Here is a 26632-nt window from a genome sequence, read left to right as displayed (position 1 = left end):
TCGGCATGATCGAAGAGCCGGTGGCCGGCGGCGCGGCCCGGCGGCCGTGTCCGGTTCGCCGCCACGGCGTACGCGCTGGCCGTCCTCGTGCTCGGCACGGGTCTGCCCACTCCCCTGTACGCGGTCTACCAGGCGCGTTTCGGGTTCTCCGACCTGGTCGTCACGCTCGTCTTCGCCGTCTACTGCGGGACGCTGGTCCTCGCGCTGCCGCTGTTCGGCCCGCTGGCCGACGCGGTCGGGCCCCGGCGCGTCGCCGTGTTCGGCCTGGTCCTGGCCGTGGGCGGCGCGACGCTGCTGGCTCTCGCCGACGGCGTGGGAGGGCTCTACGCCGGGCGGGCGTTCCAGGGCCTGGCGGTGGGGGCCGCGTCCGGCGCGCTCACCGCCGGCCTGGTCCGCGCGGAGCCGGACGGCGACCGTGAGAGGGCCTCCGCGGTCGCCTCGATCGCGCTGTGCGGGGGCGCCGGGCTGGGCCCGATGCTGGCCGGTGCCCTCGCCCAGTACGCTCCGGCGCCACGCGTGCTCTGCTACGTCGTCGAGACGGGGCTGCTGCTCGCGCTGGCGCTCTCCGGTGCGCCGACGCTGCCGGGCCGTACCGCCCGGGTCCGGTGGCGGCCGGCGCGGCCCCGCGTGCCCGCGGCCATCCGGCGGCCGTTCCTGGCCGCCGCCTCCATGAGCGCGCTGGCCTGGGCCGTCGCCGCCCTCTTCCTCACGCTCACCCCGGCGTACACCACGTCGCTGCTGCGTACGCACGACCTGCTGGTCGCGGGCCTGTCGAGCGGCCTCCTGCTGCTCACCGCCGCCTGCGTACAGCCGGCCGGCGCCCGCCTCGGCCAGAGACGGGCGCGCCGCGCGGGCCTGGTCCTCCTGGCCCTGGGCTCGACGATCACGATCTGCCTGCGCTGGATCCCCTCGCTCCCGCTGCCGCTGGCCGGCGTGGTGGTCGCCGGCAGCGGGCAGGGCCTGGCGTTCATGGGGGCGGTACGGCAGGTCAACGAGATCGCGCCGGACGGCTCACGGGCGGGCGTGCTCTCGGCGTTCTACGTCGTCACGTACGTCGCGGAGGCGCTGCCCGTGATCGTCGTCGGCCTGCTCGCGAACCACGTCGGCCTCGAACCCGCCGTGGACGCCTTCCTTGCCGTCGCGGTCACCGCCTGTCTGTGCGCCCTGTTCGCATCCCGTGGTCAGGCGACCTTCTTCATCCGGAATCCGTACAGGGTGCCCTGGTAGGAGACCAGCGCGACGCCGGAGTCGGCCAGCGTGATGTCGTCGATCTGGAGGTTGTCGGCGAGAACCTGACCGGTGCGGTCGTTCACCGCGACGTAGGTGTGCGACTGGTCGCCGCTGGTGGAGGTGTCGGTGGCCGTCAGGTAGGCGACGCCGCCGCCCGCGACGGCCGGAAGCACGTTACGGGCGTTGGCGCCGGACTGCTGCCAGCGCACCCTCGCGGTGGTGTTGTCCAGGGCGGTGAGCGGTGACCGGCCGAGCCGCTGGCTTCCGCACAGGATCGAGCCGGAATCCTTGTCGAACGCCGAGACGTGACAGTCGAAGGTGGCGGTGCGGGCACTCCCGATCTTCCGCCCGGACGCCGCGTCGAGGAGGGTGAGCCGCTGGGTCTCGGTCTTCCAGTCGCCTTTGCCGGTGAGCACCGCGTCGCCGAACACGCCGAAGTAGTCGACGCCCTTCATCGTCCATCCGGGCTTTCCGGTAGTGAGGTTCAGCCCCTCGATCCCGTCCGCGGACAGATCGCCCTGATGGGTTTCGACCGCCGTCGTGCCGCGGACCGCGTAAACGAATTCGTAGCTCCCGTCGCCCTGGCCGCTCTTGACGCTCTGCCCCCCGTCGACGGCGGTGATGGTCGAGACGCCGGTCGGCAGACCGTCGTACGGGCCCGTGCTCTGCACGAATCCACCCGACATGGCGAGACTTCCGTCCACGAAGTACCCACCTACGAAATGGCGTTCGCCGGCGACGTTGGTCGGCGAACGCCAGACCTCACGCCCGGTCTCGTCGAGCACGAGGTCGGAGGTCTGGTCGTGCTCGCCCTGCATTCCGCTGGCCGGCACGTGTTCGCGAAAGCGCACGACGGCGACGGGCGCGCCGCGGTGAACGTCCCGGATCAGTCCCGGAGACCCGTCCGTGTCCGAGGTCGGTTCGGCGAGCGGCCGGTTCGCTCCGATGTTCTTTCCCGTCGCGGCGTCGAGGAGAACAACACTTTGGCCCTGCCTCCCGAGCACGGCGGCGAACGCCTTTCCCAGACCGACCGTCGAAACGGCCGCGGCGTTCGGCACGCTCCAGATCGGCTTCGCCTCGAGCCCGGGAATCGCCGGCCCGGAGTACGACACGGCGGGCGGCGCCGCGGACCCTTTGGCGCCACCGTCATGCTTTCCCTGGTCGCTCTCACCGCCGCAGGCGGACATCGACAGCAATGCGGCAAGAACCACGGAAACGCGAATAGCCTTCATAATGGCGACAACCCTTTTCTGGCGATTTCCGCATGATCGTAGCGTGTGATCACGCCGCGACTCGGCGTATTGGCCGGGGCGAAGGGTAATTTGTCGCCTATTAAGCGTTATTGGTATTTCTGGGAGCCGCGCGGCCTCCTGCCGTTCCCATCGACGAAGTCATCGCCGAAGGCGGCGGCGAGCGCCTCCGCGATCACATCGGACAGCTCGGTCCGTCCGTCGTCCTCGGCCCAGCGCACCAACGCCGTGTGCATGGCGGCCAGGCAGGCGCTGGCCGCCGCCTGTGCGTGGAACCCCGCGTCGGGACCGGTGACATCGTCTTCGAGGGCGTCGACGATCGCCTGCTGAAGGGCGTAGTGGTTGTCCAGGTGCTTGGCCCGCAAGGCCGGCGTCGAGATCATGAGCCGGAGGCGGGCGAGCAGGAACCGCGCGTCCGCCGTCAGGTCGTCTCCACGGCCGCCACCGGTCAACGTCGCGGCCGAGGCGATGAGCGCGCCACCGATGCGGCGGACCATGGGCTGCTCGGCGGACGACGCGGCGATCCGCTCGGCGACGAGCCTGCCGTGCTGGTCGATGAGGACCAGGTCTTCCTTCGTGGGGAAGTGCCGGTACACGGTCATGGGCGACACACCCGCGGCTTCGGCGACGTCGGTCACGGTCGTGGCGTCGTATCCGCGCTCGGTGAACAGCCGTAGCGCGTGCGCCTGAATCGTGCGCTGCGTCTCGGCCCGCCGTTTCGCTCGCAACGTCGGGTGCTGGTCCGGCATGTGATAGACACTACCACGATGGTAGTGACTACCAGATTGATAGCGGCTAACACCTCGGAGGGTTGCCATGAGTGATCTGACCGGCAGGACGGCTCTCGTGACCGGAGCATCGCGCGGCATCGGGCAGGCGATCGCGGCCCGGCTGGCGGCGAAGGGGGCAATGGTCATCGTGCACTTCGGCACGGACGAGGCCGGCGCGACGGCGACGGTCGGCCAGATCGAACGTACCGGTGGAACCGCGCTCGCCGTCGGGGCGGAGCTGGGCGTGGATGACGACGTCGAGACGCTTTTCGCGGGAGTCGAGGCCGGCCTGGCCGGGCGTCCGCTGGACATCCTCGTCAACAACGCGGCGGCTGCGCCGGCCGGCCCGCTCGGAGTCACGACGCGGGCGGAGTTCGACCACCTCTTCGCGGTGAACGTGCGAGCGCCGTACTTCATCATCCAGCGAGCATTGCCGCTGCTCCGCGACGGTGGCCGCATCGTCACGATCTCGTCCGTGGCGACCCGGATGGCCAACCCCGCCCAGACGTCCTTCGCCATGACGAAGGGCGCGGTCGAGACGATGAGCATGACCTTGGCCAACGAGCTCGGAGCCCGAGGCATCACCGTGAACGCGGTCGCTCCCGGCGCCACTCGGACGGCGACCAACGGATCGGTCTTCGAAGCGCCGGGCCTGACCGAATTCATCGCTGGAACGACGGCGCTCAATCGCCTGGGCGGGCCCGACGACGTCGCCGACGTGGTCGCGTTCCTCGCCTCCGACGCGGCGCGCTGGGTCACCGGTCAGGTCATCGACGCAAGCGGTGGCCTGTTCCTCGGACCGCGCGCCTGAGCGCTCGTGCGGGTCCGCATGCGTGCGACCGGGCGGCGCCCGCCTCGACCAGAGACGGGCGCACCGTGCGGGCCTCTTCCCCGGAAGCTAGCCGAGGGCACGTTCCAAATCGGCGAGCAGGTCGTCGGCGTCCTCGATGCCCACCGACAGGCGTACGAGGTCGGCCGGCACCTCCAGCGGCGATCCGGCCGCCGAGGCGTGCGTCATGCGGGCGGGGTGCTCGATCAGCGACTCGACGCCACCGAGCGACTCCCCCAGGATGAACAGCCGGGTGTTCTCGCAGACCCGTACGGCGGCCTCCTCGCCCTCGGCGAGCTGGAACGACACCATGCCGCCGAACGCCCGCATCTGCTTGGCCGCCACCTCGTGGCCCGGATCGTCGGGCAGACCCGGATAGCGCACCGACGAGACCTTCGGATGCCGCCGGAGGAACTCGGCGACGCGGGTGGCGTTGGCGCAGTGCCGATCCATGCGCACGCCGAGCGTCTTGATGCCGCGCAGCGTCAGCCAGGCGTCGAACGGGCCGCCGACGGATCCCATGGAGTTCTGGTGGAAGGCCAGTCGCGAGCCCAGTTCGATGTCGGCCACGACCAGCGCACCGCCGACCACGTCGGAGTGACCGCCGAGGTACTTGGTGGTCGAGTGCACGACGACGTCGGCGCCGAGCGCCAGCGGCCGCTGGAGGTACGGCGACGCGAACGTGTTGTCCACCACCAGGAGCGCGCCCGCGTCGTGGGCGACCTGCGCGAGCGCCGCGATGTCGGCGATGCCGAGCAGCGGGTTCGTGGGCGTCTCCACCCAGACGACCTTGGTGTCGGGCCGCAGCGCGGCGCGTACGGCGTCGACGCTCGCCACCGGCACCGGGTCGTACTCCAGGCCCCACGGCTTGAAGACCTTGGAGATCAGCCGGTACGTGCCCCCGTAGGCGTCATCGGGGATGACGACGTGGTCGCCGGGCTTGCAGACCGTACGCAGGAGCGTGTCCTCGGCGGCCATCCCGGAGGCGAACGCCAGGCCCCGCACCCCGCCCTCCAGCGCGGCGAGGCACTCCTCGAGCGCGGCGCGGGTCGGGTTGGCGGTACGGCTGTACTCGTAGCCGCCGCGCAGACCTCCGATTCCGTCCTGCTTGTAGGTGGATACCTGATATATCGGCGGAACGACCGCTCCCGTGGCGGGATCGGGCTCCTGGCCAGCGTGAATGGCGAGTGTCTCGAAGCCGGTCACGTCGTTGAAACCGTCCATGCAAGTGAGGCTAGTGCCACCACCGACACAGCCGTACCAAAGGTGAGCCATACCCAGGGATGAGACTTCTCCCCCACAGGGACGAGGGTCGATATCGCCTCACGAGGGGAGGTAAGCGCCTCTTCCCGCCCTTACCTTCTTAGGGACAATCGATACCAGACGAAGGGGAGCCACCCGTGTTCGGATGGCTGGGGCGTACCGTCGTACGGCACCCATGGTGGACGATCGTGGCTTGGCTGGTCGCCGCGGCCGTCGCAGTCGTGCTCGCACCGAAGCTCGACACCCACTCTGACCAGCAGGACTTCCTGCCCACGAAGTACGAGTCGGTCCAGGCTGGAAAGCTGGCCGACCGCGCCTTCCCGAGCGGCAGCCAGAAGGTCAGCAACGAACTCATGGTCGTGAAGCGGAGCGACGGGCAGGCCCTGAGCTCCACCGACCAGAAGAAGGTCGGCCAGATCGCGCAGGCGCTCCAGGCCAAGCACATCCCGGGCATCACCGCGGTGGCGACCAGCGCGCAGACGCTCTCGCAGAACCACCGCATCCAGATCGTCATGGTGCCCCTGCCGGCCAACTTCAGCGACCAGAAGCTGGAGAAGAAGAACGAAGACGCGATCAAGAAGCTTCGCGTCGCCGCGACCCAGGAGTTCCAGGGCACCGGCCTGCACTACGGGATCAGCGGCAACGTCTCCAGCCAGATCGACAACGCCGAGTCCGGCAACAAGACCTTCGCGCTGATCGGCATCGCGACGGTCGTCCTGATCATCGCGCTGATCCTGATCATCTTCCGTGCCCCGATCGCCGCACTCCTGCCGATCTTCGTGGTCGGCCTCGTGCTCGAGGCCTCCAACGCGGTCTCCGCGATCATCGGCAACGCGTTCGACCTGAAGTTCGACTCCAGCATGGAGCCGCTGATCCTCATCGTCCTGTACGGCATCGGCACGGACTACATCCTGTTCCTGCTGTTCCGCTACCGAGAGCGCCTACGCCTCGGGGAGGACAAGAAGACAGCGATGATCGTCACGGTCGAGCGGGTCGGCGAGGCCATCGCCTCGGCCGCCGGCGCGGTCATCATCGCGTTCCTCGTGCTCCTGCTCGCCAAGTTCAAGTCCTTCGGCGCCCTCGGCCCGCAGCTCGCGATCGCGGTCGGCGTCATGCTCATCACCGCGCTCACACTGGTGCCGGCGGTCGTCTCGCTGCTCGGCCGGGCGGTCTTCTGGCCGTCGAAGTCGTGGAAGAAGGAGCCCAAGGCCAGCGTGTTCACGCGGCTGGGCAACGCCGTCGGCCGCCGGCCGCTGGTGACCGCGGTCGCCTCCGGCGTCGTCCTGCTCGCCCTGGCCTCGGTGGCGCTCGGTTTCAAGGCCGACTACGACTTCAGCGCCGGGCAGCCGCAGAACACCGAGTCGGCCATGGCGTTGAAGGATCTGCGCAGCAGCCTCCCGCCAGGCCTGACCGACCCGACCCAGGTGTACGTCCAGGGCAACGGGCAACTCGACAAGCAGGCGCTGGAACAGTTCCGGCAGAAGATCAATGCCAGTGGCTATGGCCAGGCCGGGCAGGCCGAGCTCAACCCGGACAAGACAGTCGCCAAGATCCCTGTCATCCTCAAGCTCAACCCCAACTCCAACGAGGCCATCGACCTGGTGAAGGGGCCGCTGCGGGACACCGTCCACCAGAACGCTCCGCCCGGCACGAAGGTGCTGGTCGGCGGCACCACGGCCGTCTTCGCCGACATCAACGCGGTCAGCAGCCGTGACCTGTCGGTGATCCTGCCGGTGGCGATCGTGCTGATCGCGATCATCCTGGCCCTGTTGCTGCGTGCGCTGGTCGCCCCCGTCTACCTGGTGGTGGCGGTGCTGCTCGGCTTCACCGCGACCCTCGGCGCGAGCGTGGCCCTCTTCCAGGGCGCGGAGGGCAAGGAGGGGCTGATGTTCCAGATGCCCATCATCTTGTACCTGTTCGTGCTGGCCATCGGGACGGACTACAACATCCTGATGATCGCGCGACTGCGTGAGGAAGCGCGCGAGGGCCACGACCCGCGGCGTGCCGCGGCAGTCGGCATCCAGCACGCGGGCCCGACCGTGGCGGCGGCCGGCGTGATCCTCGCGGGCTCGTTCGCCGTACTGGTGTTGTCGCCGATGTCGTTCCTGGCCCAGATCGGGTTCGGCGTGGCGATCGGCATCCTGCTGTCGGCCTTCGTGGTCTCGACGTTCTTCGTCCCCGCGGTCACCGCGCTGATCGGGCACGCCGCCTGGTGGCCCGGCCACGCCGACCGGGCCAAGAAGCCCGGTCCCCCGGCGGCGGAGCCGTACGAGCTGGCAGGACGGCCTCACTGATCTAGGGGTCAACCGACCGGCCCGGCCGGGCCGGCGTCCCGATAGGGAAACGCCCGGCGGCGCGACAAGCGCCGCCGGGCGTTTCTCATGTCCGGTCACGTGGGGTGCGGGATGGTGGCCGGATGGCCGACACGTCCGGTTCAGAAGGAACGCAGGACACTAGCTGCCCGCGAGGAAGCCGAGGAGGTCCTGGCGGGTGATCATTCCGGCGGGTTTGCCGTCCACGAGGACGACGGCGGCGCCGGCCTTCTCCAGGACGCCCACCGCCTCGCTCACCGGCTCGCCGGAGCCCACCATCGGCAGGGGCGGCGCCATGTGGTCGCCGAGCGGGTCGTCGGCGGAGGCCCGGCCGGTGACCAGGGCGGCCAGCAGGTCACGCTCGCCCACCGAGCCGACCACCTCGGCCGCCATCACCGGCGGCTCCTCCTTCATGACCGGGAGCTGGGACACGTCGTACTCGCGCAGGATCGCGACGGCGGTGCCGACCGACTCGTGCGGATGAACGTGCACGAACTCCGGCAGGCCGGTGCCCTTGCGGGACAGCACGTCGGCGATGCGCGGCTCCTCGGTGTCGGAGCTGAGGAAGCCGTAGTCGGCCATCCAGTCGTCATTGAAGATCTTGGACAGGTAGCCGCGGCCGCCGTCGGGCAGCAGCACGACGACGACGTCGTCCGGGCCGGCCTCGGCGGCGACACGCAGCGCCGCCACCACCGCGAGGCCGCACGATCCGCCGACCAGCAGCCCCTCCTCGCGCGCGAGCCGCCGCGTCATCGTGAAGGAGTCCTTGTCGCTCACCGCGATGACCTGGTCGCAGATGTCCCGGTCGTACGTCTCGGGCCAGATGTCCTCGCCGACGCCCTCGACGAGGTACGGCCGCCCGCTGCCGCCGGAGTAGACCGAGCCCTCCGGGTCGGCGCCGATGATCTTGACGCGACCGTCCGAGATCTCCTTGAGGTAGCGGCCCGTGCCGCTGATCGTGCCGCCGGTGCCGATGCCCGCGACGAAGTGCGTGATCCGGCCCTCGGTCTGCGTCCAGATCTCCGGCCCGGTCGTCTCGTAGTGGGACCGCGGGTTGTTCGGGTTGGCGTACTGGTCCGGCTTCCACCCGCCCGGGATCTCCGTGGCGAGGCGGTCGGAGACGGAGTAGTACGACTCCGGGTGCTCGGGCGATACCGCCGAGGGGCACACGACGACCTCCGCGCCGTACGCCCGCAGCACCGCGATCTTGTCGCCGGCCACCTTGTCGGGGCAGACGAACACGCAGCGGTAGCCCTTCTCCTGGGCGACGATGGCCAGGCCCACACCGGTGTTGCCCGAGGTCGGCTCGACGATCGTGCCGCCCGGGCGCAGCGCCCCGGAGGCCTCCGCCGCCTCGATCATGCGGACGGCGATGCGGTCCTTCACCGAACCGCCCGGATTGAAGTATTCGACCTTCGCGAGCACCTGGGCCCGCGCCCCGGCCGTGACCTTGCCGAGCCGGACCAGAGGGGTGTTTCCCATGAGCTCGGTCAGGGAGTTGTGCACATCCACGGGCGACGTCCTTGTCGTTCCACAACGGTTCTGCTCAGAAGGTACCCCACCCCTCCATCATCACGTTCCGTCTGCGAACCGTCACCCAGCGCTGCTAGCCTCGACCGGCGTCCAACCAAAGGAGGCCCCGGCCGTGGCGCCACATCGACGACTACTCTCCGCGCTCATCCCGGCACAGACCGCCGCGCTCATGCTCGGCGCGGCCGCCTGTGGCGGCTCGTCCGACACCCCGGCCGCGGCCGACCGCCCGGCGTGGAACGACACCGCGGTCGACGCGGTCAGCCGGCCCGTGATCGGCTCCGGATTCACCGCGTCCACCGCACTGGGGCGGGACGGGCACCTGCAGACGGTCGTCAGCGACGTCCGCAGCGGCAAGCGGCTGTGGGCCCGGCCTGCCGTGATCTCCGGCCGGCCGGCCGCGATGGGCGTCGCGCCACCGGCCATCGCCGGCACCGCCGGGCACACCGTCGTGGCGAGCGTCGAGACCCAGGGTCACGGCACGGCCCTGGTGGGCCGCGACGCACGCACCGGGGCCCAGCGCTGGACGCGGGCCGTCGGCACGACCTTCGGCCCGGCCCGGTGCGGCACGCTGCTCTGCGTGTCCGAACAGACCGCGCGCAAGTCCGCCGCCTTCACCGTGCTGAACCCCGAGACCGGCAAGCCGGCCTGGCACATGCCGGGCGTGGCCGAGGTCGAGTGGGCGGGGCCGGGCCGCGTGGTGGTGTTCCGCATGTCGGCGCACCCGACGGTGGAGGCGCACGATCTCGCCACCGGCAAGGAGGTGTGGGCGTTCCCGGTCGAAAACGCCCTGGGCCGCGGGGCGGACCTCTCCGGCGGCTGGGCGTTCGGCTCCGTGGGCGACACGCTCATCGGCTACCTCGCCCCGTACCAGACGCGGGCGAACGGCCCGCTGTCCGCGTTCGGGTTCTTCTCGCTGCGGCTCGACGATGGAAAGCAGCAGTGGGTGCGCAAGCGGCTGCTGCGGGTCTACCCCAGCGCCAACCCGGCGGTCTCGCTGATCACCCGCGAGGTCGACGACCACGACCGCTACGGCGGCTTCACCGAGCTCGACCCCCGCACCGGCCGGTCGGTGACCCGCCTCACCACGTCGGGCACGCCGAAGGCCACCTGGTGGCTCGCCTTCCCCGACAACCTCTCGGCGGTCGGCTTCCTGGCGCACGACCAGCCCAGCCTCATGTACGACCTGCGCACCGGCAAGGCGGTCGGCGGGCACGCGCGCGCCTGGTCGTTCTGCACCACGACCCCGGCCCCGCTGAAGATCACCGGCCAGCAGGGCTTCTACCCCATCGCCGCGCTCTGCCCGTACGACCTGAAGAGCGGCCACCGGCTCGACGCGGCGCAGGCCGTACCCCCGAGCTGGTACACCGGGGCGGTCGACGGCTGGCGCGTCTGGCGCGACGAGCGCGGCGGTCTGCACGGCGTGCACGACGGCGACGGAACGAGCCCGGGGATGTACCAATAGCTTTGCTACCCCCCAGTAGGAATCGGGTCCTCCACGCAGTAACCTGCGAGTCGGGCGTCCGCCCACGCACGCCCACTGACGCCCAGATGAGGGAGACCCGTAATGCCTGAGGCTGTCATCGTCGCGACCGCCCGTTCCCCGATCGGGCGGGCGTTCAAGGGATCGCTGAAGGACCTGCGCCCCGACGACCTCACCGCCCGCATCGTGCGCGCGGCGCTGGACAAGGTGCCCGAGCTGGACCCGGCCGACATCGACGACCTGTTGCTGGGGTGCGGCCTGCCGGGTGGCGAACAGGGCTACAACATGGCGCGCGTGGTGTCCGTGCTGCTCGGCTACGACCATGTCCCGGGCGCGACGGTCACCCGTTACTGCTCCTCTTCGCTCCAGACCACGCGGATGGCCTTCCACGCGATCAAGTCGGGCGAGGCCGATGTGATCATCTCGGCCGGCGTGGAGATGGTGAGCCGGTTCGCCAAGGGCAGCAGCGACGGCCTGCCCGACACCCAGAACCCGGTGTTCGGCGAGGCACAGGCCCGTACGGCCAAGCGCGGGGAGGGCGGCGCGGACGCCTGGCACGACCCCCGCGAGGACGGCCAGGTCCCCGACGTCTACATCGCGATGGGCCAGACCGCCGAGAACGTCGCCGAGCTGCACGGCATCAGCCGGGCCGAGCAGGACGAGTTCGGCGTCCGCTCGCAGAACAACGCCGAGAAGGCGATCGATGCGGGCTTCTTCGCCCGCGAGATCACCCCGGTCGAGCTGCCCGACGGCACCGTGGTCGCCAAGGACGACGGCCCGCGGCCCGGCACGACGCTGGAGAAGGTCGCCGCGCTGGCCCCGTCGTTCCGCCCGGACGGCACGGTCACCGCCGGCAACTGCTGCCCGCTGAACGACGGCGCCGCCGCGGTGGTCGTGATGAGCGACACCAAGGCCGCCGAGCTGGGCCTGACCCCGATCGCCCGCATCGTCTCCTCCGGCGTCTCCGCACTGTCCCCCGAGATCATGGGCCTCGGCCCGGTCGAGGCGTCGCGCCGGGCCCTGAAGCTCGCCGGGCTCACGATCGACGACATCGACCTCGTGGAGATCAACGAGGCGTTCGCCGCCCAGGTGATCCCCTCGTACCGCCAGCTCGGCGTCGACATCGACAAGCTCAACGTCCACGGCGGCGCGATCGCGGTCGGCCACCCCTTCGGCATGACCGGCGCCCGCATCACCGGCACGCTGCTCAACGGACTGCAAAGCCGCGACGGCACGCTCGGGCTGGAGACCATGTGCGTCGGCGGCGGCCAGGGCATGGCCATGGTTTTCGAGCGCCTCAGCTGAGTCCGGCCGGAGGCCTTCGTACGGTCGCGCGCGGGTCCGCGCCCCCTCTCAGGGCCGCGGATCCGCGCCGTTAAGCGTCTTGCAACCCAGGCGTTAGCGGTTCGTAATGAACCACGCACGATACGTGACCAGAGATCTACGTCCCGTGACAGAAAGGTCCCCCCAGGGGGGTTGTGCGATGGGCATCGCTGTTGCAAAGTCGTCAACAAGATGCACGCCCAGCCAGGAGGTGCCTATGTCTTTGAACCACTCACCGGAGACGCACAAGAATCTCATCGCACGCATCCCGAAAGTCACAGGTCGTGACCTCCCCGAGTGGTTCCAAGCCATAGATGACGGCCCCTCCTTCATCCGATGCGAGGAGAGGGTCAACTGGCTCGCGGACGAGCACGGCCTCTCCCATGGCTACGCCGTCGCCCTCGTGCACGAGCACGAGCTGCACCGGCGGGCCGTCCGCTACTAGCACCCACTCGTGGATCCGAGCCGGGCGCGCGACTTCGCCCGCGAACACCATCGGGCGATCATGGTCACGCGTCACGCGGACGGGCGCCCACAGACGTCACCCGTGCTGTGCGCGGTCGACGACGCCGGACACCTGACCGTCAGCACCCGCGAGACCGCGGCCAAGACCCGTAACGTGCTCCGCGATCCCCACGTCACGTTCTGCCTGATCAGCGATGCCTTCTTCGGTGAGTGGGTGCAGATCGACGGCGAGGCGGAGGTCGTGCGCCTACCCGAGGCCATGGAGCCGCTCATCGACTACTACCGGATGATCTCCGGTGAGCATCCAGACTGGGACGACTACCGCGCGGCCATGGAGCGCGAGCGCCGCGTGCTGATCCGGGTGAAGATCACGCACGCCGGCCCCGACGTCCACGGCTGACGACCTGTACCCCAGGTTCTAAGGGCCTGTCTCGGAGTCCCCGTCCGTAGCGAGCGGTGTCCAGGCGGCGCGTCGCAAGGCGGAGGAGGGAGTCAGCCTGGTGTTGGCTGGCGACCGACGACAACGCGGCGAGGCGTCGCCTGGGCGCCGCGCAGTAGGACAGCGGGGCTTCGAGACAGGCCCTAACGCCCCCGCAGAGATCGCGGGGGCGTTTCGTCGGTTCTGGTGGCGGTGGCCGCCAGGGTGACGTACGGCATGGTGAAGCCGCCGCCGATCCGGTCGATGGCGGCCCCGACGTGGTCCAGCACCTCCGCCAGCCGGTCCGGCGGGAGCCGCGTGAGGGCGCCGGTGGTGGGCAGATGGTCCAGCCACTGGTCGCGGGTGTAGGACTGCTCCCAGTCGAACCTCCACTGCTCCGGCTCGTCGAATCCGCCGTCCCGCCGGATCCCGTCGGCGGCGGTGGCGAACATCGTCTGGTAGATCTCCAGAGCGGTCCCGGCCGGCCGGGTGCCGCGGTTGAACGGCGCATCGGGCGCCACCCGCCGGAAGACCTCGGCGAAGGCCTCCGACACCTCGGCCGGGGCGTCGAACACGTGCCCGAACACCGCCAGCCGGCCGCCGGGCCGCAGGACCCGCGCCGCCTTGGCCGGGCCCGCGACCGGGTCCACCCAGTGCCAGGCCTGTCCGGCGACGACCGCGTCGAACACCCGGCCGGCGGAGTCCCACTCCTCGAAGGTCGCCACCTCGACCTCGACGCCGGTCCGCCGGGCGAACTCGGCCATCCGCGCGTCGGGGTCGACGCCGAGCACCGTGCAGCCGGCCGCCTGGAACTGCCTGGCCTCGATGCCTGTGCCGCAGCCGACGTCGAGGAGGTCGCGGCCGGGACTGGCGGCCACGATCCGTTCCACCAGCGCCTCGGGGTAGCGGGGCCGGGCGCGGTCGTAGCGTTCGGGGTCCACGCCGAACGACTCCGCCATCTCGCGGGCCTGGTGCGCCTCACGCTCGGGCGGAGGCGGTTGTTCTTGAGACTTAGTGGGCATGCGCCCACTCTAGTGGGCGACTGCCCACTTGGTCCACCGGTAGGATCGGGCCAGTCACGGAGAGGGGGCGGGCAGTGCCGACCGGAGTGCACATTCGTGACGCCCGCCAGCAGCTGTTCGAGGCCGCCGAGCGCGTCCTGCTGCGGGACGGGCCGAGCGCGCTGACCAGCCGGGCGGTCACCACCGAGGCGGGTGTCGCGAAGGGCGTCCTGCACCGGCACTTCGCCGACTTCGACGCCTTCCTCGTCGAGCTCATCCGAGATCGCGTCGTCCGAATCGAGCACCAGGCCGCCGCCCTGAGGGCGTCCGCCGGGACCGGCACCGTCGCCGGCAACCTCACCGAGGCGCTGATCGACCTGTTCGACCCGGTCGCGGTGGGGATCGTCGGTCTCGTCATCTTCCGGGACGAGCTGCGCGCCCGGCTGCGCCAGAAAAGGCCGGCCCACACCTTCCCGGTCGCGACCGAAGCCATGGCCATGATCGCCGCCTACCTCACCGACGAGTGCGAGCTCGGCCGCATCGCGGCCGACGCGGACGTCGGCTCGCTCGCGCTCTCGCTGGTCGGGGGCGCACACCTGCTCTACGCCGACCGGAAGGGCACTCCGCCGGATCGCGCGGCCGTCGGCAAGGTCGTAGCCACGGTCATCGCCGACGTCGTGCAACGCCGGCTGCTGTGAACCGCTCGGCGGCGGGCGACCCCTCGGGTCAGTCGCGGCTGTAGAAGCGGGACAGGAAGCGGAGCAGCTCCAGGTAGATCCACACCAGGGTCAGGGTGAGCCCGAACGCGGCGAGCCAGGCGGTCTCGCGCGGCGCGCCGCTGCGCACCCCGTCCTCGATCGCGTTGAAGTCCAGCAGCAGGTAGAGGCAGCCGACGAGGATCGCCGCGACGCTGAAGACGACGCCGAGCAGGCCGTGGCCCCGGATGCCGATGCCGCCCACGTGGAAGAACGACACGAGCAGGTTGAGGACCATGAGGCCGACCAGCGCGAGCCCGGCCGCGATCACGAACCGGGTGAACCTCGGCGTCACCCGAACGATGCGCAGGGAGTACACGGTGAGCATCGCGCCGAACGCGAGGGCCGTGCCGACCACCGCCTGGAGCACGACGCCGTTGTAGACGTCGTTGTAGAGGTGGCTGATCAGCCCGACCGCGACGCCGTACGACGCCGCGAAGCCGAGCACGAGCACCGGGTTGGCCCGGCGGCCGAACGTCAGGATCGCCCAGAACACCACGCCGGCCAGGACCGCCACGAGCGAGACCGGCCCCGCCAAGCGCTCCGGCACGAGCACCCACGCCAGCGCGCCGGCCACGACGAGTGTGCCGAGCGTGAGGAACGAGCGCACGACGACGTCGTCGAGGGTCATGGAGCGCGGCGGGGCGTACGCCGGGGCGTTGTACACGTCGTACCGCGCGTGGGGCGCATATCCGGCACGCTGGGCGAAGGCACCGCGCCGGGAGAAGACCGGGTTGCCGCTCTCCATGGAAAGCCTCCAGACATCTGCTGCGCTCAGGCTAACGCGTCACTACACGTGCGGTGTTCCCGTTGTTACGTACCGCCGTCCCCGACGTACGGTGCATGGAGGCCCTGTCAGGACGACCTGGACGAAAAGGGTCGAAGCAGCGCTCAACTCCTGTCAATGACCGGTGCCCCCGGTCGGAGTCGAACCGACACGAACAACTCTTTTAGGGAGTCTGCCTCTGCCTGTTGGGCTACGGGGGCGCCCGCAATCATACCGGGGGAGCGCCAATAGTGGTCCACAGGCTAAATGCAGTCAAGAATTCCTATTATTGCCGCCGAAATTCGAACCGAATACCACTCAGTATTTCTTCGTGGCCAGCTCGAACTCCTCGCGCGGGCGCTGGAGCGTACCCAGCGAAACGACCTCACGGCTGAAGAACAGGGCAAGCGTCCAGTCCGCGGTGACCCGGGCCTTGCGGTTCACAGTCGGCAGACGGGACAAGTGATACGTACGGTGTATGAACCACGCGGGCAGGCCCCGTAGCTTGACACCGTAGATCTGCGCAACCCCCTTGTGCAGTCCGAGACTGGCCACCGATCCGGCATAGGCGTGTTTGTAGGCCTTTAGTTCCCGGCCGCGCAGCGCGGCGGCGACGTTGTCGCCCAGGACCTTTGCCTGACGCACCGCGTGCTGGGCGTTCGGGGCGCAGAACTGCCCGGGTTCAGTGAGATCGGGCACCGCCGCGATATCTCCCGCGGTGAAGGCGTCTTCGACGCCGTCGACGGTCAGTTCGGCGGTGGCCTTGACTCGATCCTTGTCATCCAGCGGCAGATCCGTCTTCTTGACAAGTGGGTTCGGCTTGACGCCCGCGGTCCACACCAGAGTGCCCGCGCCGAACTTCTCGCCGTCACTGAGCACGATCTCGCGATTCTCGGCGGACTTGAGCAGCGTCTTGAGCCTGACTTCGATTCCCCGGCCACGCAGGGCCTCGACCGTCCATTTCCCCATGTCCTCGCCGACCTCGGGCAGGATCTTGTCGCTGGCCTCGACCAGCACCCAGCGCATGGAGTCGCCCTTGAGGTCCGGGTAGTACCGGCAGGCGTCCCGCGCCATGTCCTCCAGCTCGGCGAGCGCCTCCACGCCGGCGTACCCGCCGCCGACGAACACGAAGGTGAGGGCCTGCCGGCGCGACTCGGGGCAGGTCGAGGAGGCGGCGATGTCGAGCTGCCGCAGCACGTGGTTGCGCAGGTAGATCGCCTCGGCCACGGTCTTGAAGCCGATGCCGTGCTCGGCCAGGCCGGGGATGGGCAGGGTCCGCGAGATCGACCCCGGGCAGAACACCAGCGTGTCGTAGTCGATCGTCCGGACCTCGTACGGCTCGGCGTCGGCGCGTTCCACGACCTCCACGGTCGCCTTGCGGCCGGCGTGGTCGATCTCGGTCACGCGGCCGTTGAGGATCGTCACGCCGGGCAGCACCCGTCGCAGGGACACCACCACGTGCCGGGGTTCGAGGTTGCCGGCCGCCGCCTCGGGCAGGAACGGCTGGTAGGTCATGTAGGACTGCGGGGCGACCATGGTGATCTTGAGTTCGCCACTCTTGAGCTGCCGGCGCATCTTTTTCCGCAGCCGCAGCGCGGTGTACATGCCGACGTAGCCGCCACCAACGATGAGCACGTGTTTGGACATATTCGATCCGGTACCCATGGCCCTTCCCGAAATTCGACCGTGAGCTTGTGAAAACTTTCACGAGCTCTGCCTTCACGGTACTCCGCGCGAGGGCGCCTGGGCAGAGGGGGTCCTGTGAAACGAGTCACCCTCGAACCGCAGGACCCGCGCGGGCGTCATAGAGGGAGGAAGCGATCAGTGAGCGACGGGCAGGGCGCGCGTCCAGGGGAAGCGGGGGCTTTCCTGGCCACCGCCCTGCCCTTCGCGTACGGAGGGATCGGGGGAGGCCTTGCCACCGGACACCGAGGTACGGCAGCACCAGTGGTGGATCGATCCCCGCGAGTACGCCCGGCACGAGGCTCGCCGGGGCCGCAGGTTCGCGTTCACGCACCTCGTTCCGGCGCGCACCGCGCTGGTGGTGATCGACATGGTGCCGTTCTTCGTCTCCGAGAACCCCTACTGCCGTGGCATCGTGCCCAACATCGGCCGCCTCGCCGACGCCCTCCGGACGGCGGGCGGGACGGTCGCCTGGGTGCTGCCCGCGGCCGGGGAACGGACGCCGGTGCGCGATGAGTTCTTCGGTCCGGAGGTGGCCGAGACCTATCGCACCTCCGGCGGAACGGGCCCTCTCCCCCGGCGGCTGTGGCCCGAGCTGACGCCCGGTCCCGGCGACGTACTGGTCGAGAAGACCACGGCCAGCGCCTTCTTCCCCGGCCACTGCCCGCTTCCAGAACTGCTGGCGGAACGCGGGGTCGACACCGTACTGATCAGCGGCACCGTCACCAATGTGTGCTGCGAGTCCTCGGCCCGCGACGCCGCCGCCCTCGGGCTCCGGGTCATCATGGTCGCGGACGCGAACGCGGCACGACGCGACCAGGACCACAACGCCACGTTGTACACCGTCTACCGATCCTTCGGAGACGTGCGCCCGACCTCCGACCTCCTCGACCTGGTCCGGCCGCACACCCCGTAGCCCCGCCGCCTGCCGTCCGCGGGCTCAGCGCCCTTCGGGTCCCGGCAGGCCGGCGTACGTGCGGGCGCGGGTCAGGACCGTGTCCAGCATCGTCTCGGTGACGCGGCCCGTGAAGGTGTTCTGCTGGCTCGGGTGGTAGCAGCCGATCAGCAGGGTCGTTCCGCCGGCCGGGGACGTGAGTTCGACCTCCGCCCCGTGGCCGAACGCCGGACGCCGGGCCGGCGTGGCGTAGCCCGCCTCCTTGAGGGCCGGCCACAGCGCCTGCCAGCCGTACCCGCCCAGGACGACGATCGCCCGGACGTCGCCCGCGACGAAACCGAGCTCCTTGACCAGCCACGGAGCGCACGTGGCGCGTTCGTCCGGCGTCGGCTTGTTGGCCGGGGGCGCGCAGCGCACCGGCGCGACGACGCGGGCGCCGAGCAGCCGCTGGCCGTCATCCGCGTGCGTGCTGGTCGCCTGGGCCGCCAGGCCGACCCGGTACAGGGACGCGAACAGCCAGTCGCCGCTCCGGTCGCCGGTGAAGATCCGGCCCGTACGGTTTCCGCCGTGGGCGGCCGGGGCCAGGCCGACGATCAGGACGCGCGGGGACGGGTCACCCCAGCCCGGGACGGGTCGGCCCCAGTACTCCTCGTCCGCGTACGCGCGGCGGCGTTCGACGGCGACCTGTTCGCGCCACGCGACCAGGCGGGGGCAGGCCCGGCAGACCGACTGCCGGGCCACCAACTCGTCCAGAGACGACGCCTCGGCGGCGAGCGAGCGGACGGACGCGGCGTCGGTGGCCACGGGAGTGTCCGCCCGCGCCGGGTCGCCCGGCCACCCCGTCCCAGGCGGTACGAACGGCGCGTTCACGCTACTGCCCACGTCGGCTCAGACCAGGGACCAGGCGATGCCGTCCAGGATGTCGTGCTCGCTCACGACCACGTCGTTGAAGCCGTACTCCCGCATGATCCGGTCGAGGATCAGCGCGCCGGCGCCGATGACGTCGACCCGGCCCGGGTGCATGACGCCGATCGCGGCGCGCTCGTCGTGGGTCGAGTGCAGCAGCATGCGGGTCACGTCGTGGACCTGACGGACCTTCAGCCGCGACAGGTGGATGCGCTCGGAGTCGTACTCCGGAAGGTCCAGGGCGATGCCGGCGACGGTCGTCACCGAACCCGCGAGCCCGACGAGCGTGCGGGCGCGGTCGACCGGCACCGGCGGGACGAGCGGCGGTGCCGGCGGAGGTAGCGGCGCGCCGCCACCCGTCTCCGCCAGGGCCGCCTCGCCGGCCAGGGCGGCGGCCTCGTCGCGGGTGCTCTCCCCCGTGCGTACGGCGGCGAGGGCCGCGTCGATGTCGGCGACGGCCGCCGCGAGCTGTTCGGGCGACGGCGGATCGGAGCGCAGGTGGCGTTCGGTCATGCGGACGCAGCCGATGTCGACCGAACGCGACGCCTCGACCTCGGTGGTGCCGAGGACGAACTCGGTCGAACCGCCGCCGATGTCCACGACGAGGTACGGGCGCATGGGACGCAGAGCGGCCAGGTCCTTGGTCGCGCCCGTGAAGGAGAGCTGCGCCTCCTGCTCGCCGCTGATCACCTCCGGCTCGACGCCGAAGATCTCGACGACGCCCCGGACGAAGTCGTCACGGTTGGCGGCGTCACGGGTGGCGCTGGTGGCCACGACCCGTACGCGCTCGGCGCCGTGCCCGGCGATGAGCTTGGCGTAACCGCGCATCGCGGTGAAGGTGCGTTCGAGCGCCTCCGGCGCGAGCCGTCCGGTCCGGTCGACGCCCTGGCCGAGCCGGACGATCTCCATCCGGCGTTCGATCTCCACCAGCTCGTCGCCGGAGATGTCGGCGATGAGGAGGCGGACGGAGTTGGTGCCGCAGTCGACGGCGGCGACGCGGGTCGCGGCGCTCATTCGCTCGGCTCCCGGTGGGGCGCGCTGTCTTCGGTGCTCATCGCACCAGCGATCATGACACTTTCCTGACTTGGTTGACAGGTAGTCTGTGAAGTCTGTTCGACATTGACACAACTCCCGGCTCGCCACCAGTCCGGGAGCTCGCGGAGGGCTTCGGCGCCGAAGGGGTTCGCCCCCGGCACCGCGAGCTCGTGCGCGACCAGCGCGTGCAGGCACTTGACCCGGGTCGGCATACCGCCGGCGCTCTGCGTTCCCGCTGGTAGCGGCTGGGTCCCCTCGGCGCGCGCGGCGGCGTCGCGGCGCGTCAGGTAGTCGTCGTGGGCGGCGGCGTACGAGGCGGCCAGCTCCGGGTCGGAGGCCAGCCGGTCCGTCATCTCCCTCATCATCCCGCTCGCCTCGAGGGTGCCGATGGCCGAGGCCGCTTTCGGACACGTGAGGTAGTACAGCGTGGGAAACGGCGTGCCGTCGGCCAGCCGCGGCGCGGTCTCCACCACGTCGGGCAACCCGCAGGGGCAACGATGGGCCACCGCCCGCAGCCCGCGCGGCTCGCGGCCGAGCTGAGCCGCGACGGCCGCCGCGTCGCGTTGGTCGATCACCGGTTTCCCTTCGAGCCTTGCGTACCTGCCGGGCGAGCCGAGCGTCCGCCGGACGAGCCGAGCGTCGCTTGCAAGGTTATGCGCTCAGCGGTGCTGATCCGCCGCGTCGACCGAACGCCACAGGGTGACGTACCACGGCGGCGTCGGCGCCGGCGTCTTGCGCGCGGCGCTCTTGCCACCGCCGTCGTCACCGCCGACGACGACGTAGCACTTGGCGCCGGGATCGCACATGTGCAGGCGGGTCCGGGCCTCACGCCGTACGTAGGACTCGTCGCCGAGCCGCTTCTTCTGCGCCTCGAGCTGTTCGACCTGTTGCTGCGCCTGCCGCTGCTGGACGCGCAGCTGGGCGATCTCGCGACGCTGCGCGATGTACTCCCGGACCGGGTAGGCCAGGCTCAGTGCGATCGCGCAGGCCACCACGGCCAGGATCGCGGCGCGCCCCGTGAGGTGGGCGCGCCGCAGCTCCTTGGCGTCGGCCGCGTCGGAGTCCAGCGACCTGCGCTTCGCCTCGGCCACGGTCGCCTACGACCAGCGGAACCGCGGGAAGGCGGCGGCGCCGGCGTAACGGGCGGCGTCGTCGAGCAGCTCCTCGATGCGGAGCAGCTGGTTGTACTTGGCCACCCGGTCGCTGCGCGCGGGCGCGCCGGTCTTGATCTGGCCGCAGTTGGTCGCGACGGCCAGGTCGGCGATCGTGGTGTCCTCGGTCTCGCCGGAACGGTGGCTCATCATGCAGCGGAAACCGTTGTTGTGGGCGAGCGCCACGGCGTCGAGCGTCTCGGTGAGCGTGCCGATCTGGTTCACCTTGACCAGCAGCGCGTTGGCCGAGCCGGCGTCGATGCCGCGCTGGAGCCGCTCGGGGTTGGTGACGAACAGGTCGTCGCCCACGACCTGCACCCTGTCGCCCACGGCGTCGGTGAGGGCCTTCCAGCCCGCCCAGTCCTCCTCCGACAGCGGGTCCTCGATGGAGACCAGCGGGTAGGCGTCGAGCAGCTCGCCGTAGTAGGCGGCCATCTCCTCGGCCGAGCGCTTGGCGCCCTCGAAGTCGTAGACGCCGTCGGTGTGGAACTCGGTCGCGGCCACGTCGAGCGCGAGCGCGATGTCGGTGCCCGGACGGAAGCCGGCGCTCTTGATCGCCTCCAGGATGAGGTCGAGGGCGTCGCGGTTGCTCGGCAGCTCAGGGGCGAAGCCGCCCTCGTCGCCGAGGCCGGTGGCCAGGCCGCGCCCCTTGAGCACCGACTTGAGCGCGTGGTAGGTCTCCGCGCCCCAGCGGACGGCGTCGCGGAAGGTCGGCGCGCCGATCGGAGCGATCATGAACTCCTGGATGTCGACGTTGGTGTCCGCGTGCGCGCCGCCGTTGAGGATGTTCATCATCGGCACCGGCAGCAGGTGTGCGTTCGGACCGCCGACGTAGCGGAACAGCGGCAGGTCGGCCGTCCTGGCCGCCGCCTTGGCCACCGCCAGGCTCACACCGAGAATGGCGTTGGCCCCCAGCCGGGACTTGTCGGGCGTGCCGTCGAGGTCGATCAGCTTCTGGTCGATGATGCGCTGGTCGTCGGCGTCGTACCCCAGGAGCTCCGGCGCGATCTCGTCCTTCACGCCGAGAACGGCCCTCTCCACGCCCTTGCCGTTGTAGCGCTCACCGCCGTCGCGCAGCTCGACGGCCTCGAACTGGCCGGTCGAGGCTCCGCTCGGCACCGCGGCGCGAGCATCGCTGCCGTCGTCGAGCAGAACCTCGACCTCGACGGTGGGGTTACCACGGGAGTCGAGGATCTCCCGAGCCTGGACGACGTCGATCGACGACACTTGATCTCCTTGTGATCACTACGAGACGTTTCGGTCCCCGAGCCTAGCCGCCTTGGGGAGGGGGGCGTTGCAACGCCACCCCCGTTTCCGTGTCGGGACCGGTCCTGAGCCCTCAGCCGGTGAGGTCACGGACATGGGGCGGCAGGTTACCCGTGACGACGTCGGCGAGGGTCACCTGATCGACGATGTTCTGCACCGCGGTGTCGGCGGCCATCCACACCTGTCGCAGATGGGTCGCCGTGCCTTCGTAGGAGGCGTTGGCGGCCGGCTCGCCGCGGATGTCGGTGAGCGAGCCGTCGACCGTTCGGATGACCTCGCCGACGGAGATGTCGGTGGCCGGCCGGGTCAGCCGGTAGCCGCGCTCCGGGCCGCGCTGGGTGACGATGAGGTCGGCACCGCGCAGTTCGCCCAGAATGGTCTTCAGGAAGGACAGCGGCATCCCCTCTCCCGCCGCCAGCGCACTGGCGGTGACGGTCGCGGGATCGGCGGCGGCCAGGGCGAGTACGGCCCGGAGCGCGTAGTCGGTACGTGCGGTGATGTGCACAGGCGTCAGACGACGGCGAGGGTCCGAGCGTCGGGGCCGGGCCGGACGTGGACGGTCTCACCCGGCGCCAGCCGAAGCCGTTCGGCCAGTCCCCGGGTGACCTGGGCCCACGCGTCCTGATCCCCGAGTCTCATCTCCACCCGGACCTCGAAGCCCAGGCGGACCACGCGTTCGACCGTCGCCTCGGCGCTGCCCGGCTCGGGTTCGGCGGTCAGCTCGATGTCGTGCGGGCGGACCAGGCGGCCGTCCAGCTCGGTCACCGGGCCGAGGAAGCGCATCACGAACTCGTTGGCCGGGTTGTCGTACACCTCATGCGGGCTGCCGGACTGCTCCACCCGGCCGCCGGCCAGCACCACGATGGTGTCGGCGACCTCGATCGCCTCCTCCTGGTCGTGGGTGACGAACACGGTCGTGACGTGCACGTCGTCGTGGAGCCGGCGCAGCCAGGCCCGCAGCTCCTTGCGGACCTGGGCGTCCAGCGCCCCGAACGGCTCGTCCAGCAACAGCACCTCGGGCTCGACCGCCAGCGCCCTCGCCAGCGCCATCCGCTGCCGCTGACCGCCGGACAGCTGCGCCGGATACCGCTTGGCGAACTGGTCGAGATGGACGAGCTCCAGCAGCTCGTGCACCCGCTTGTGGATCTCGTTCTTGGGGCGTTTGCGGATCTGCAGGCCGAACGCGATGTTGTCGAAGACGGTCATGTGCTTGAACGCCGCGTAGTGCTGGAACACGAAGCCGACGTTGCGCCGCTGCGGAGCCAGCCGGGTGACGTCGGCGCCGGCGATCAGCACGGTCCCCGAGTCCGGCTGCTCGAGCCCGGCGATCACCCGCAGCAGTGTCGACTTGCCACCGCCGGAGGGACCGAGCAGCGCGGTGAGTGAGCCGGAGGGGACCTCCACCGACACGTCCTGCAGGACCGAGGTGGCGCCGAACGCCTTGTTGATGTGACGGGCCTCGATGGCCATCAGTCAGCCTTTCGCTGGAGCAGTTTGATGACGAGCAGGCTGACGATGGCGATCAGCGCGAGCGCGGTGGCGGCGGCGAACGCGGCGGGCTGCTCGAAGTTCTGGAAGCGTTCCTCGACGTACAGCGTGAGGGTCTGGGTCTGGCCGACCAGGCGGCCCGACACGACCGCGACCGCGCCGTACTCGCCGAGGGCCCGTGCCAGGCAGAGCACGATGCCGTAGGCCAGGGCCGAGCGGATGCCGGGGACGGTGATGCGCCGGAAGGTCTGCCACCGGCCCGCGCCCAGCGTCTGGGCGGCCTGTTCCTGCTCGTCGCCCATCTCCTCCAGGACCGGGACGACGGCGCGCACGACCAGCGGCAGCGCCACGAACACGGTGGCCAGGACCATGCCGGGCGTGGAGAAAATGATCTTAATGCCGTGGTCCTCCAGCCAGCCGCCGAACGAGGAGAACCTCCCGTACACCAGGATCAGCGCCAGGCCGACCACGACCGGGGAGACCGCCAGCGGCAGGTCGATCACCGCGTTGAGGATCCGCTTGCCGGGGAAGCGGTGGCGGACCAGCAGGATCGCGGTGCCGACTCCGAAGACGGTGTTCAGCGCGACCGCCCACAACGCGACGATGAACGTCACCTGGAAGGCGTGCAGTGCCTCGTGGGTGGTGAGCGCGTCGAAGAACGGGCCGAGCCCGTGCTGGAAGGTCTTCCAGCCGATCAGCACCACTGGCAGGACCAGCAGGAACAGCAGGTAGGCCAGCACGACGACCCGCAGCACGTACTTGCTCACAACCGACGGCCCCGTGACGCCTGAGCGCTCAGCCACGACGCGACCCCCACCTCTGCACCAGGTCCAGGGTCACCAGGACCACGAAGGCGACGACCAGCAGGGCGGTCGAGACGGCGGCCGCCGAGGCGGTGTTGTCGTTCTCGATCTGCCCGAAGATCTGCACCGCGGCCACCTGCGTCTTGAAGGGCAGGTTGCCGGAGATCAGCACGGTGGAGCCGAACTCGGCGATCGACCGGGTGAAGGCCAGCGCGGTCCCGGAGACCATCGCGGGCAGCAGGTTGGGCAGGATGATCCGCCGGAAGATGGTCCAGTTGCCGGCGCCCAGGGACGCCGCCGCCTGTTCCATGTCCCGGTCGAGTTCGAGGAGGACCGGCTGGACGGTGCGCACGACGAACGGCAGCGTGACGAACAGCAGCGCCACCGCCACGCCGACCCTCGTGTACGCCAGGTTGATGCCGAGCGGGCTGTCCGCTCCGTACAGCTCCAGCAGCACCAGCCCGGCGACGATCGTCGGCAGCGCGAACGGCAGGTCGATGAGGGTGTCCAGCACGGCCTTGCCGGGGAAGGAGTCGCGTACGAGCACCCAGGCGATCAGCGTGCCCATCACCAGGTTGATCAGGGCCACGATGATCGAGGCGACGACGGTCAGCTTCAACGCCGCCCAGGCGTCCGGGGTGGTGACCGACTTCCAGAAGAAGCCCGGCCCGTGCTCCGCCGACTTCCAGAGGACGGCGGCCAGCGGAATCAGCACGATCAGGCTGAGAAAGATCATCGCCGAGCCCAGGCCCAGCGCCGTCGGCGCGCCGGGCGGCCTGCGCCGCGCGACGGGCCGCACCGGGCCCGGCGGAGTGCCGAGCCCGGTGGAGTCCGTTTCCAGGATCTTGGAGGTCAAGAGGTCACTTCCCGGTCGAGACGCCGAGGCTCTTCTCGATGCCGGTCACGATGCCCTTCTGCGGGTCGAAGAACTCCGTGGTGACCTTGTCCCAGCCGCCCAGGTCGTTGATGGTGAACAGGCCGGTCGGCTTCGGGAACTTGTCGGCTCCCGCCACCCCCGAGACCGTCGGCCGGTAGCCGTTCTTGACCCAGATCGCCTGGCCCGCCGGGCTGTAGAGATAGTCCACGAACGCCTTGGCCTCGGCCGGGTGGGCGCTGTTCTTGGTCACCGCGATCGGGTTCTCGATGAGGATCGTGGAGGCCGGGACCGTGTAGTCGACCGGCTGGCCCTTCTGCTGCGCGAAGATCGCCTCGTTCTCGTAGGTGATGACCGCGTCGCCCTTGCCGCCGACGAAGGTCTGCAGCGCCTTGCGGCCGCTGTCGTCCTGCACCGGGACGTTCTTCAGCAGACTCTGGAGGTAGGCCACTCCGGCGGGCTTGTTGGCGCCCTTGTTCGACGCGGCGCCGTAACCGGCCAGGATGTTCCAGCGCGCCCCGCCCGAGGTGGACGGGTTGGGGGTGATCACCTGGATGCCGGGCTTGATGAGGTCCGGCCAGTCCTTGAGGTTCTTCGGGTTGCCCTTGCGGGTGGTGATGGTGACCACCGAGTCGGTGATGAACCCGTGCTGCGGGTTGCTGTTCCAGTCGGAGGCGACCAGCCCGGCCTTCACCAGCCGGGTGACGTCCGGCTCCAGTGAGAAGTCGACGACGTCGGCCTTGAGCCCGGACGCGACCGCCCGGCTCTGGTCGCCGGAGGCGCCGTAGGACTGGGTGAAGGTGATGTTCTTACCGGCGGTTGTCTTCTGGAAAGCCTTGATGAGCTGCTGGAACGCTGCCTGCGGAGTGGAGTAGGCCACCAGGGCCAGCTGCACCTTCTTACCGCCGCCGCTCCCGGATGAGTCGCTTCCGCAGGCCGCGAGGGACATGCTGACGCCCAGTGCCGCCACCGCGGCGATGGTTCTTCTGCTGTGACCCATCGTCCTTTGCTCCATATTTCCGATCAATTTGGTAATAAAAGTAGACCAGCGGGCGTTGCCGTAGTCAACTGATCAGGTAGGCCATACCGGGAACGATTGGATAACGCCACAGGTCGTGCGGCACTCCGCCGACGGC

26 protein-coding genes and 1 tRNA gene are annotated in these 26632 nt (G+C 70.1%); 9 read left to right on the top strand and 18 right to left on the bottom strand.

The genetic code is table 11. From position 1 onward, the window contains the following. Positions 1–75: 75 nt before the first annotated feature. Positions 76–1227 carry an MFS transporter gene (locus ACQEV1_RS12275; protein WP_433405885.1) on the top strand — a complete coding sequence of 384 codons (1152 nt, stop codon included), beginning with the start codon at positions 76–78 and terminating at the stop codon, positions 1225–1227. Here the strand turns inward: ACQEV1_RS12275 and ACQEV1_RS12270 are convergent. After that, positions 1182–2441, bottom strand: a complete 1260-nt coding sequence (locus tag ACQEV1_RS12270; protein ID WP_433393785.1) for a hypothetical protein — start codon at positions 2439–2441, stop codon at positions 1182–1184. The genes ACQEV1_RS12275 and ACQEV1_RS12270 overlap by 46 nt on opposite strands. A 128-nt stretch (positions 2442–2569) precedes the next feature. Continuing rightward, entirely contained in the window at positions 2570–3229 is a 660-nt protein-coding gene (locus tag ACQEV1_RS12265) for a TetR/AcrR family transcriptional regulator (RefSeq protein ID WP_285618666.1), read from the bottom strand. 67 nt (positions 3230–3296) lie between these two features. Here ACQEV1_RS12265 and ACQEV1_RS12260 point away from each other — a divergent pair, with 67 nt between their 5' ends. Beyond that, positions 3297–4061 carry an SDR family oxidoreductase gene (locus ACQEV1_RS12260; protein ID WP_433393783.1) on the top strand — a complete coding sequence of 255 codons (765 nt, stop codon included), beginning with the start codon at positions 3297–3299 and terminating at the stop codon, positions 4059–4061. Positions 4062–4148: 87 nt separating this feature from the next. Here ACQEV1_RS12260 and ACQEV1_RS12255 read toward each other — a convergent pair whose 3' ends face one another. Continuing rightward, positions 4149–5303 carry a cystathionine gamma-synthase gene (locus tag ACQEV1_RS12255; protein WP_433393781.1) on the bottom strand — a complete coding sequence of 385 codons (1155 nt, stop codon included), beginning with the start codon at positions 5301–5303 and terminating at the stop codon, positions 4149–4151. 176 nt (positions 5304–5479) lie between these two features. On the opposite strand from ACQEV1_RS12255, the gene ACQEV1_RS12250 reads away from it, so the two are divergent. Further along, a complete protein-coding gene (locus tag ACQEV1_RS12250) occupies positions 5480–7636 on the top strand; it encodes an MMPL family transporter (protein WP_433393779.1) in 2157 nt (718 codons plus the stop codon). A 159-nt stretch (positions 7637–7795) separates the two neighbouring features. Here the strand turns inward: ACQEV1_RS12250 and ACQEV1_RS12245 are convergent, their stop codons facing one another. Further along, entirely contained in the window at positions 7796–9166 is a 1371-nt protein-coding gene (locus tag ACQEV1_RS12245; protein ID WP_285618670.1) for a cystathionine beta-synthase, read from the bottom strand. Positions 9167–9299: 133 nt separating this feature from the next. Here ACQEV1_RS12245 and ACQEV1_RS12240 point away from each other — a divergent pair, with 133 nt between their 5' ends. The 4 genes from ACQEV1_RS12240 (at position 9300) to ACQEV1_RS12225 (ending at position 12855) form a co-directional block, all read left to right on the top strand. Next, the gene (locus ACQEV1_RS12240; protein ID WP_433393777.1) at positions 9300–10649 is read left to right on the top strand and encodes a PQQ-binding-like beta-propeller repeat protein; all 1350 of its coding nucleotides are present in this window, start codon (positions 9300–9302) and stop codon (positions 10647–10649) included. Between the two features lie 102 nt (positions 10650–10751). Further along, positions 10752–11972, top strand: coding sequence for an acetyl-CoA C-acetyltransferase (locus ACQEV1_RS12235; protein ID WP_285618673.1), 1221 nt, complete (start codon positions 10752–10754; stop codon positions 11970–11972). A 235-nt stretch (positions 11973–12207) separates the two neighbouring features. Continuing rightward, the gene (locus ACQEV1_RS12230) at positions 12208–12435 is read left to right on the top strand and encodes a DUF4287 domain-containing protein (protein ID WP_285571113.1); all 228 of its coding nucleotides are present in this window, start codon (positions 12208–12210) and stop codon (positions 12433–12435) included. Positions 12436–12444: 9 nt separating this feature from the next. Next, positions 12445–12855, top strand: a complete 411-nt coding sequence (locus ACQEV1_RS12225; RefSeq protein WP_285618674.1) for a PPOX class F420-dependent oxidoreductase — start codon at positions 12445–12447, stop codon at positions 12853–12855. 182 nt (positions 12856–13037) lie between these two features. Here ACQEV1_RS12225 and ACQEV1_RS12220 read toward each other — a convergent pair whose 3' ends face one another. Continuing rightward, positions 13038–13895: a class I SAM-dependent methyltransferase gene (locus tag ACQEV1_RS12220; protein WP_433393774.1), complete on the bottom strand. Its 858-nt coding sequence runs from the start codon at positions 13893–13895 to the stop codon at positions 13038–13040. A gap of 74 nt (positions 13896–13969) precedes the next feature. Here ACQEV1_RS12220 and ACQEV1_RS12215 point away from each other — a divergent pair, with 74 nt between their 5' ends. Then, positions 13970–14572: a TetR/AcrR family transcriptional regulator gene (locus ACQEV1_RS12215; protein WP_433393772.1), complete on the top strand. Its 603-nt coding sequence runs from the start codon at positions 13970–13972 to the stop codon at positions 14570–14572. Positions 14573–14600: 28 nt separating this feature from the next. Here ACQEV1_RS12215 and ACQEV1_RS12210 read toward each other — a convergent pair whose 3' ends face one another. From ACQEV1_RS12210 to ACQEV1_RS12200, 3 genes are all read right to left on the bottom strand, one after another. Then, positions 14601–15377: a Bax inhibitor-1/YccA family protein gene (locus tag ACQEV1_RS12210; protein ID WP_285618678.1), complete on the bottom strand. Its 777-nt coding sequence runs from the start codon at positions 15375–15377 to the stop codon at positions 14601–14603. 164 nt (positions 15378–15541) lie between these two features. After that, positions 15542–15616 (bottom strand) — tRNA-Leu (locus ACQEV1_RS12205). 97 nt (positions 15617–15713) lie between these two features. Continuing rightward, complete coding sequence (locus tag ACQEV1_RS12200) at positions 15714–17042, bottom strand: NAD(P)/FAD-dependent oxidoreductase (protein ID WP_433393769.1); 1329 nt, start codon at positions 17040–17042, stop codon at positions 15714–15716. Positions 17043–17310: 268 nt separating this feature from the next. Here ACQEV1_RS12200 and ACQEV1_RS12195 point away from each other — a divergent pair, with 268 nt between their 5' ends. Beyond that, positions 17311–17994: an isochorismatase family protein gene (locus tag ACQEV1_RS12195; protein WP_433393767.1), complete on the top strand. Its 684-nt coding sequence runs from the start codon at positions 17311–17313 to the stop codon at positions 17992–17994. 24 nt (positions 17995–18018) lie between these two features. On the opposite strand, the gene ACQEV1_RS12190 is transcribed toward ACQEV1_RS12195, so the two are convergent. From ACQEV1_RS12190 to ACQEV1_RS12145, 10 genes are all read right to left on the bottom strand, one after another. Continuing rightward, positions 18019–18777 carry a uracil-DNA glycosylase gene (locus ACQEV1_RS12190; protein ID WP_285618683.1) on the bottom strand — a complete coding sequence of 253 codons (759 nt, stop codon included), beginning with the start codon at positions 18775–18777 and terminating at the stop codon, positions 18019–18021. An 84-nt stretch (positions 18778–18861) separates the two neighbouring features. Beyond that, on the bottom strand, positions 18862–19893 hold the full coding sequence (locus tag ACQEV1_RS12185; RefSeq protein ID WP_285618684.1) for a Ppx/GppA phosphatase family protein: 1032 nt from the start codon (positions 19891–19893) through the stop codon (positions 18862–18864). Beyond that, entirely contained in the window at positions 19890–20489 is a 600-nt protein-coding gene (locus ACQEV1_RS12180; RefSeq protein WP_433393764.1) for a DUF501 domain-containing protein, read from the bottom strand. The genes ACQEV1_RS12185 and ACQEV1_RS12180 overlap by 4 nt, the downstream gene beginning before the upstream one ends. A gap of 84 nt (positions 20490–20573) precedes the next feature. Next, on the bottom strand, positions 20574–21005 hold the full coding sequence (locus ACQEV1_RS12175) for an FtsB family cell division protein (RefSeq protein ID WP_433393762.1): 432 nt from the start codon (positions 21003–21005) through the stop codon (positions 20574–20576). Positions 21006–21011: 6 nt separating this feature from the next. Then, a complete protein-coding gene (gene eno / locus ACQEV1_RS12170; RefSeq protein ID WP_285618687.1) occupies positions 21012–22292 on the bottom strand; it encodes a phosphopyruvate hydratase in 1281 nt (426 codons plus the stop codon). A gap of 112 nt (positions 22293–22404) precedes the next feature. Next, the gene (locus ACQEV1_RS12165) at positions 22405–22836 is read right to left on the bottom strand and encodes an RrF2 family transcriptional regulator (protein WP_285618689.1); all 432 of its coding nucleotides are present in this window, start codon (positions 22834–22836) and stop codon (positions 22405–22407) included. Positions 22837–22841: 5 nt separating this feature from the next. Then, the gene (locus ACQEV1_RS12160; protein ID WP_285618691.1) at positions 22842–23801 is read right to left on the bottom strand and encodes a sulfate/molybdate ABC transporter ATP-binding protein; all 960 of its coding nucleotides are present in this window, start codon (positions 23799–23801) and stop codon (positions 22842–22844) included. Then, positions 23801–24586: a sulfate ABC transporter permease subunit gene (locus ACQEV1_RS12155; protein ID WP_433393758.1), complete on the bottom strand. Its 786-nt coding sequence runs from the start codon at positions 24584–24586 to the stop codon at positions 23801–23803. Before ACQEV1_RS12155 ends, ACQEV1_RS12160 begins: the two co-directional genes overlap by 1 nt. A 28-nt stretch (positions 24587–24614) precedes the next feature. Continuing rightward, positions 24615–25478 carry a sulfate ABC transporter permease subunit CysT gene (cysT, locus tag ACQEV1_RS12150; protein WP_285618695.1) on the bottom strand — a complete coding sequence of 288 codons (864 nt, stop codon included), beginning with the start codon at positions 25476–25478 and terminating at the stop codon, positions 24615–24617. A 4-nt stretch (positions 25479–25482) separates the two neighbouring features. Then, entirely contained in the window at positions 25483–26496 is a 1014-nt protein-coding gene (locus ACQEV1_RS12145; RefSeq protein WP_433393756.1) for a sulfate ABC transporter substrate-binding protein, read from the bottom strand. Positions 26497–26632: the final 136 nt, after the last annotated feature.

This window comes from Actinoallomurus sp. CA-142502 (assembly GCF_050936355.1).
Taxonomy (GTDB): Bacteria; Actinomycetota; Actinomycetes; order Streptosporangiales; family Streptosporangiaceae; genus Actinoallomurus; species Actinoallomurus iriomotensis.
Note: the sequence above shows the minus strand (reverse complement) of the source record. Positions and strands in the feature narration are given on the sequence as shown.

Bases quoted from the DNA above. Each gene is read 5' to 3' on its own strand.
- ACQEV1_RS12160 (WP_285618691.1), bottom strand. From the start codon at position 23,801: ATGGCCATCGAGGCCCGTCACATCAACAAGGCGTTCGGCGCCACCTCG.
- ACQEV1_RS12145 (WP_433393756.1), bottom strand. From the start codon at position 26,496: ATGGGTCACAGCAGAAGAACCATCGCCGCGGTGGCGGCACTGGGCGTC.
- ACQEV1_RS12210 (WP_285618678.1), bottom strand. From the start codon at position 15,377: ATGGAGAGCGGCAACCCGGTCTTCTCCCGGCGCGGTGCCTTCGCCCAG.
- ACQEV1_RS12200 (WP_433393769.1), bottom strand. From the start codon at position 17,042: ATGTCCAAACACGTGCTCATCGTTGGTGGCGGCTACGTCGGCATGTAC.
- ACQEV1_RS12260 (WP_433393783.1), top strand. From the start codon at position 3,297: ATGAGTGATCTGACCGGCAGGACGGCTCTCGTGACCGGAGCATCGCGC.
- ACQEV1_RS12185 (WP_285618684.1), bottom strand. From the start codon at position 19,893: ATGAGCGCCGCGACCCGCGTCGCCGCCGTCGACTGCGGCACCAACTCC.
- ACQEV1_RS12255 (WP_433393781.1), bottom strand. From the start codon at position 5,303: ATGGACGGTTTCAACGACGTGACCGGCTTCGAGACACTCGCCATTCAC.
- ACQEV1_RS12265 (WP_285618666.1), bottom strand. From the start codon at position 3,229: ATGCCGGACCAGCACCCGACGTTGCGAGCGAAACGGCGGGCCGAGACG.
- ACQEV1_RS12230 (WP_285571113.1), top strand. From the start codon at position 12,208: ATGTCTTTGAACCACTCACCGGAGACGCACAAGAATCTCATCGCACGC.
- ACQEV1_RS12235 (WP_285618673.1), top strand. From the start codon at position 10,752: ATGCCTGAGGCTGTCATCGTCGCGACCGCCCGTTCCCCGATCGGGCGG.
- ACQEV1_RS12220 (WP_433393774.1), bottom strand. From the start codon at position 13,895: ATGCCCACTAAGTCTCAAGAACAACCGCCTCCGCCCGAGCGTGAGGCG.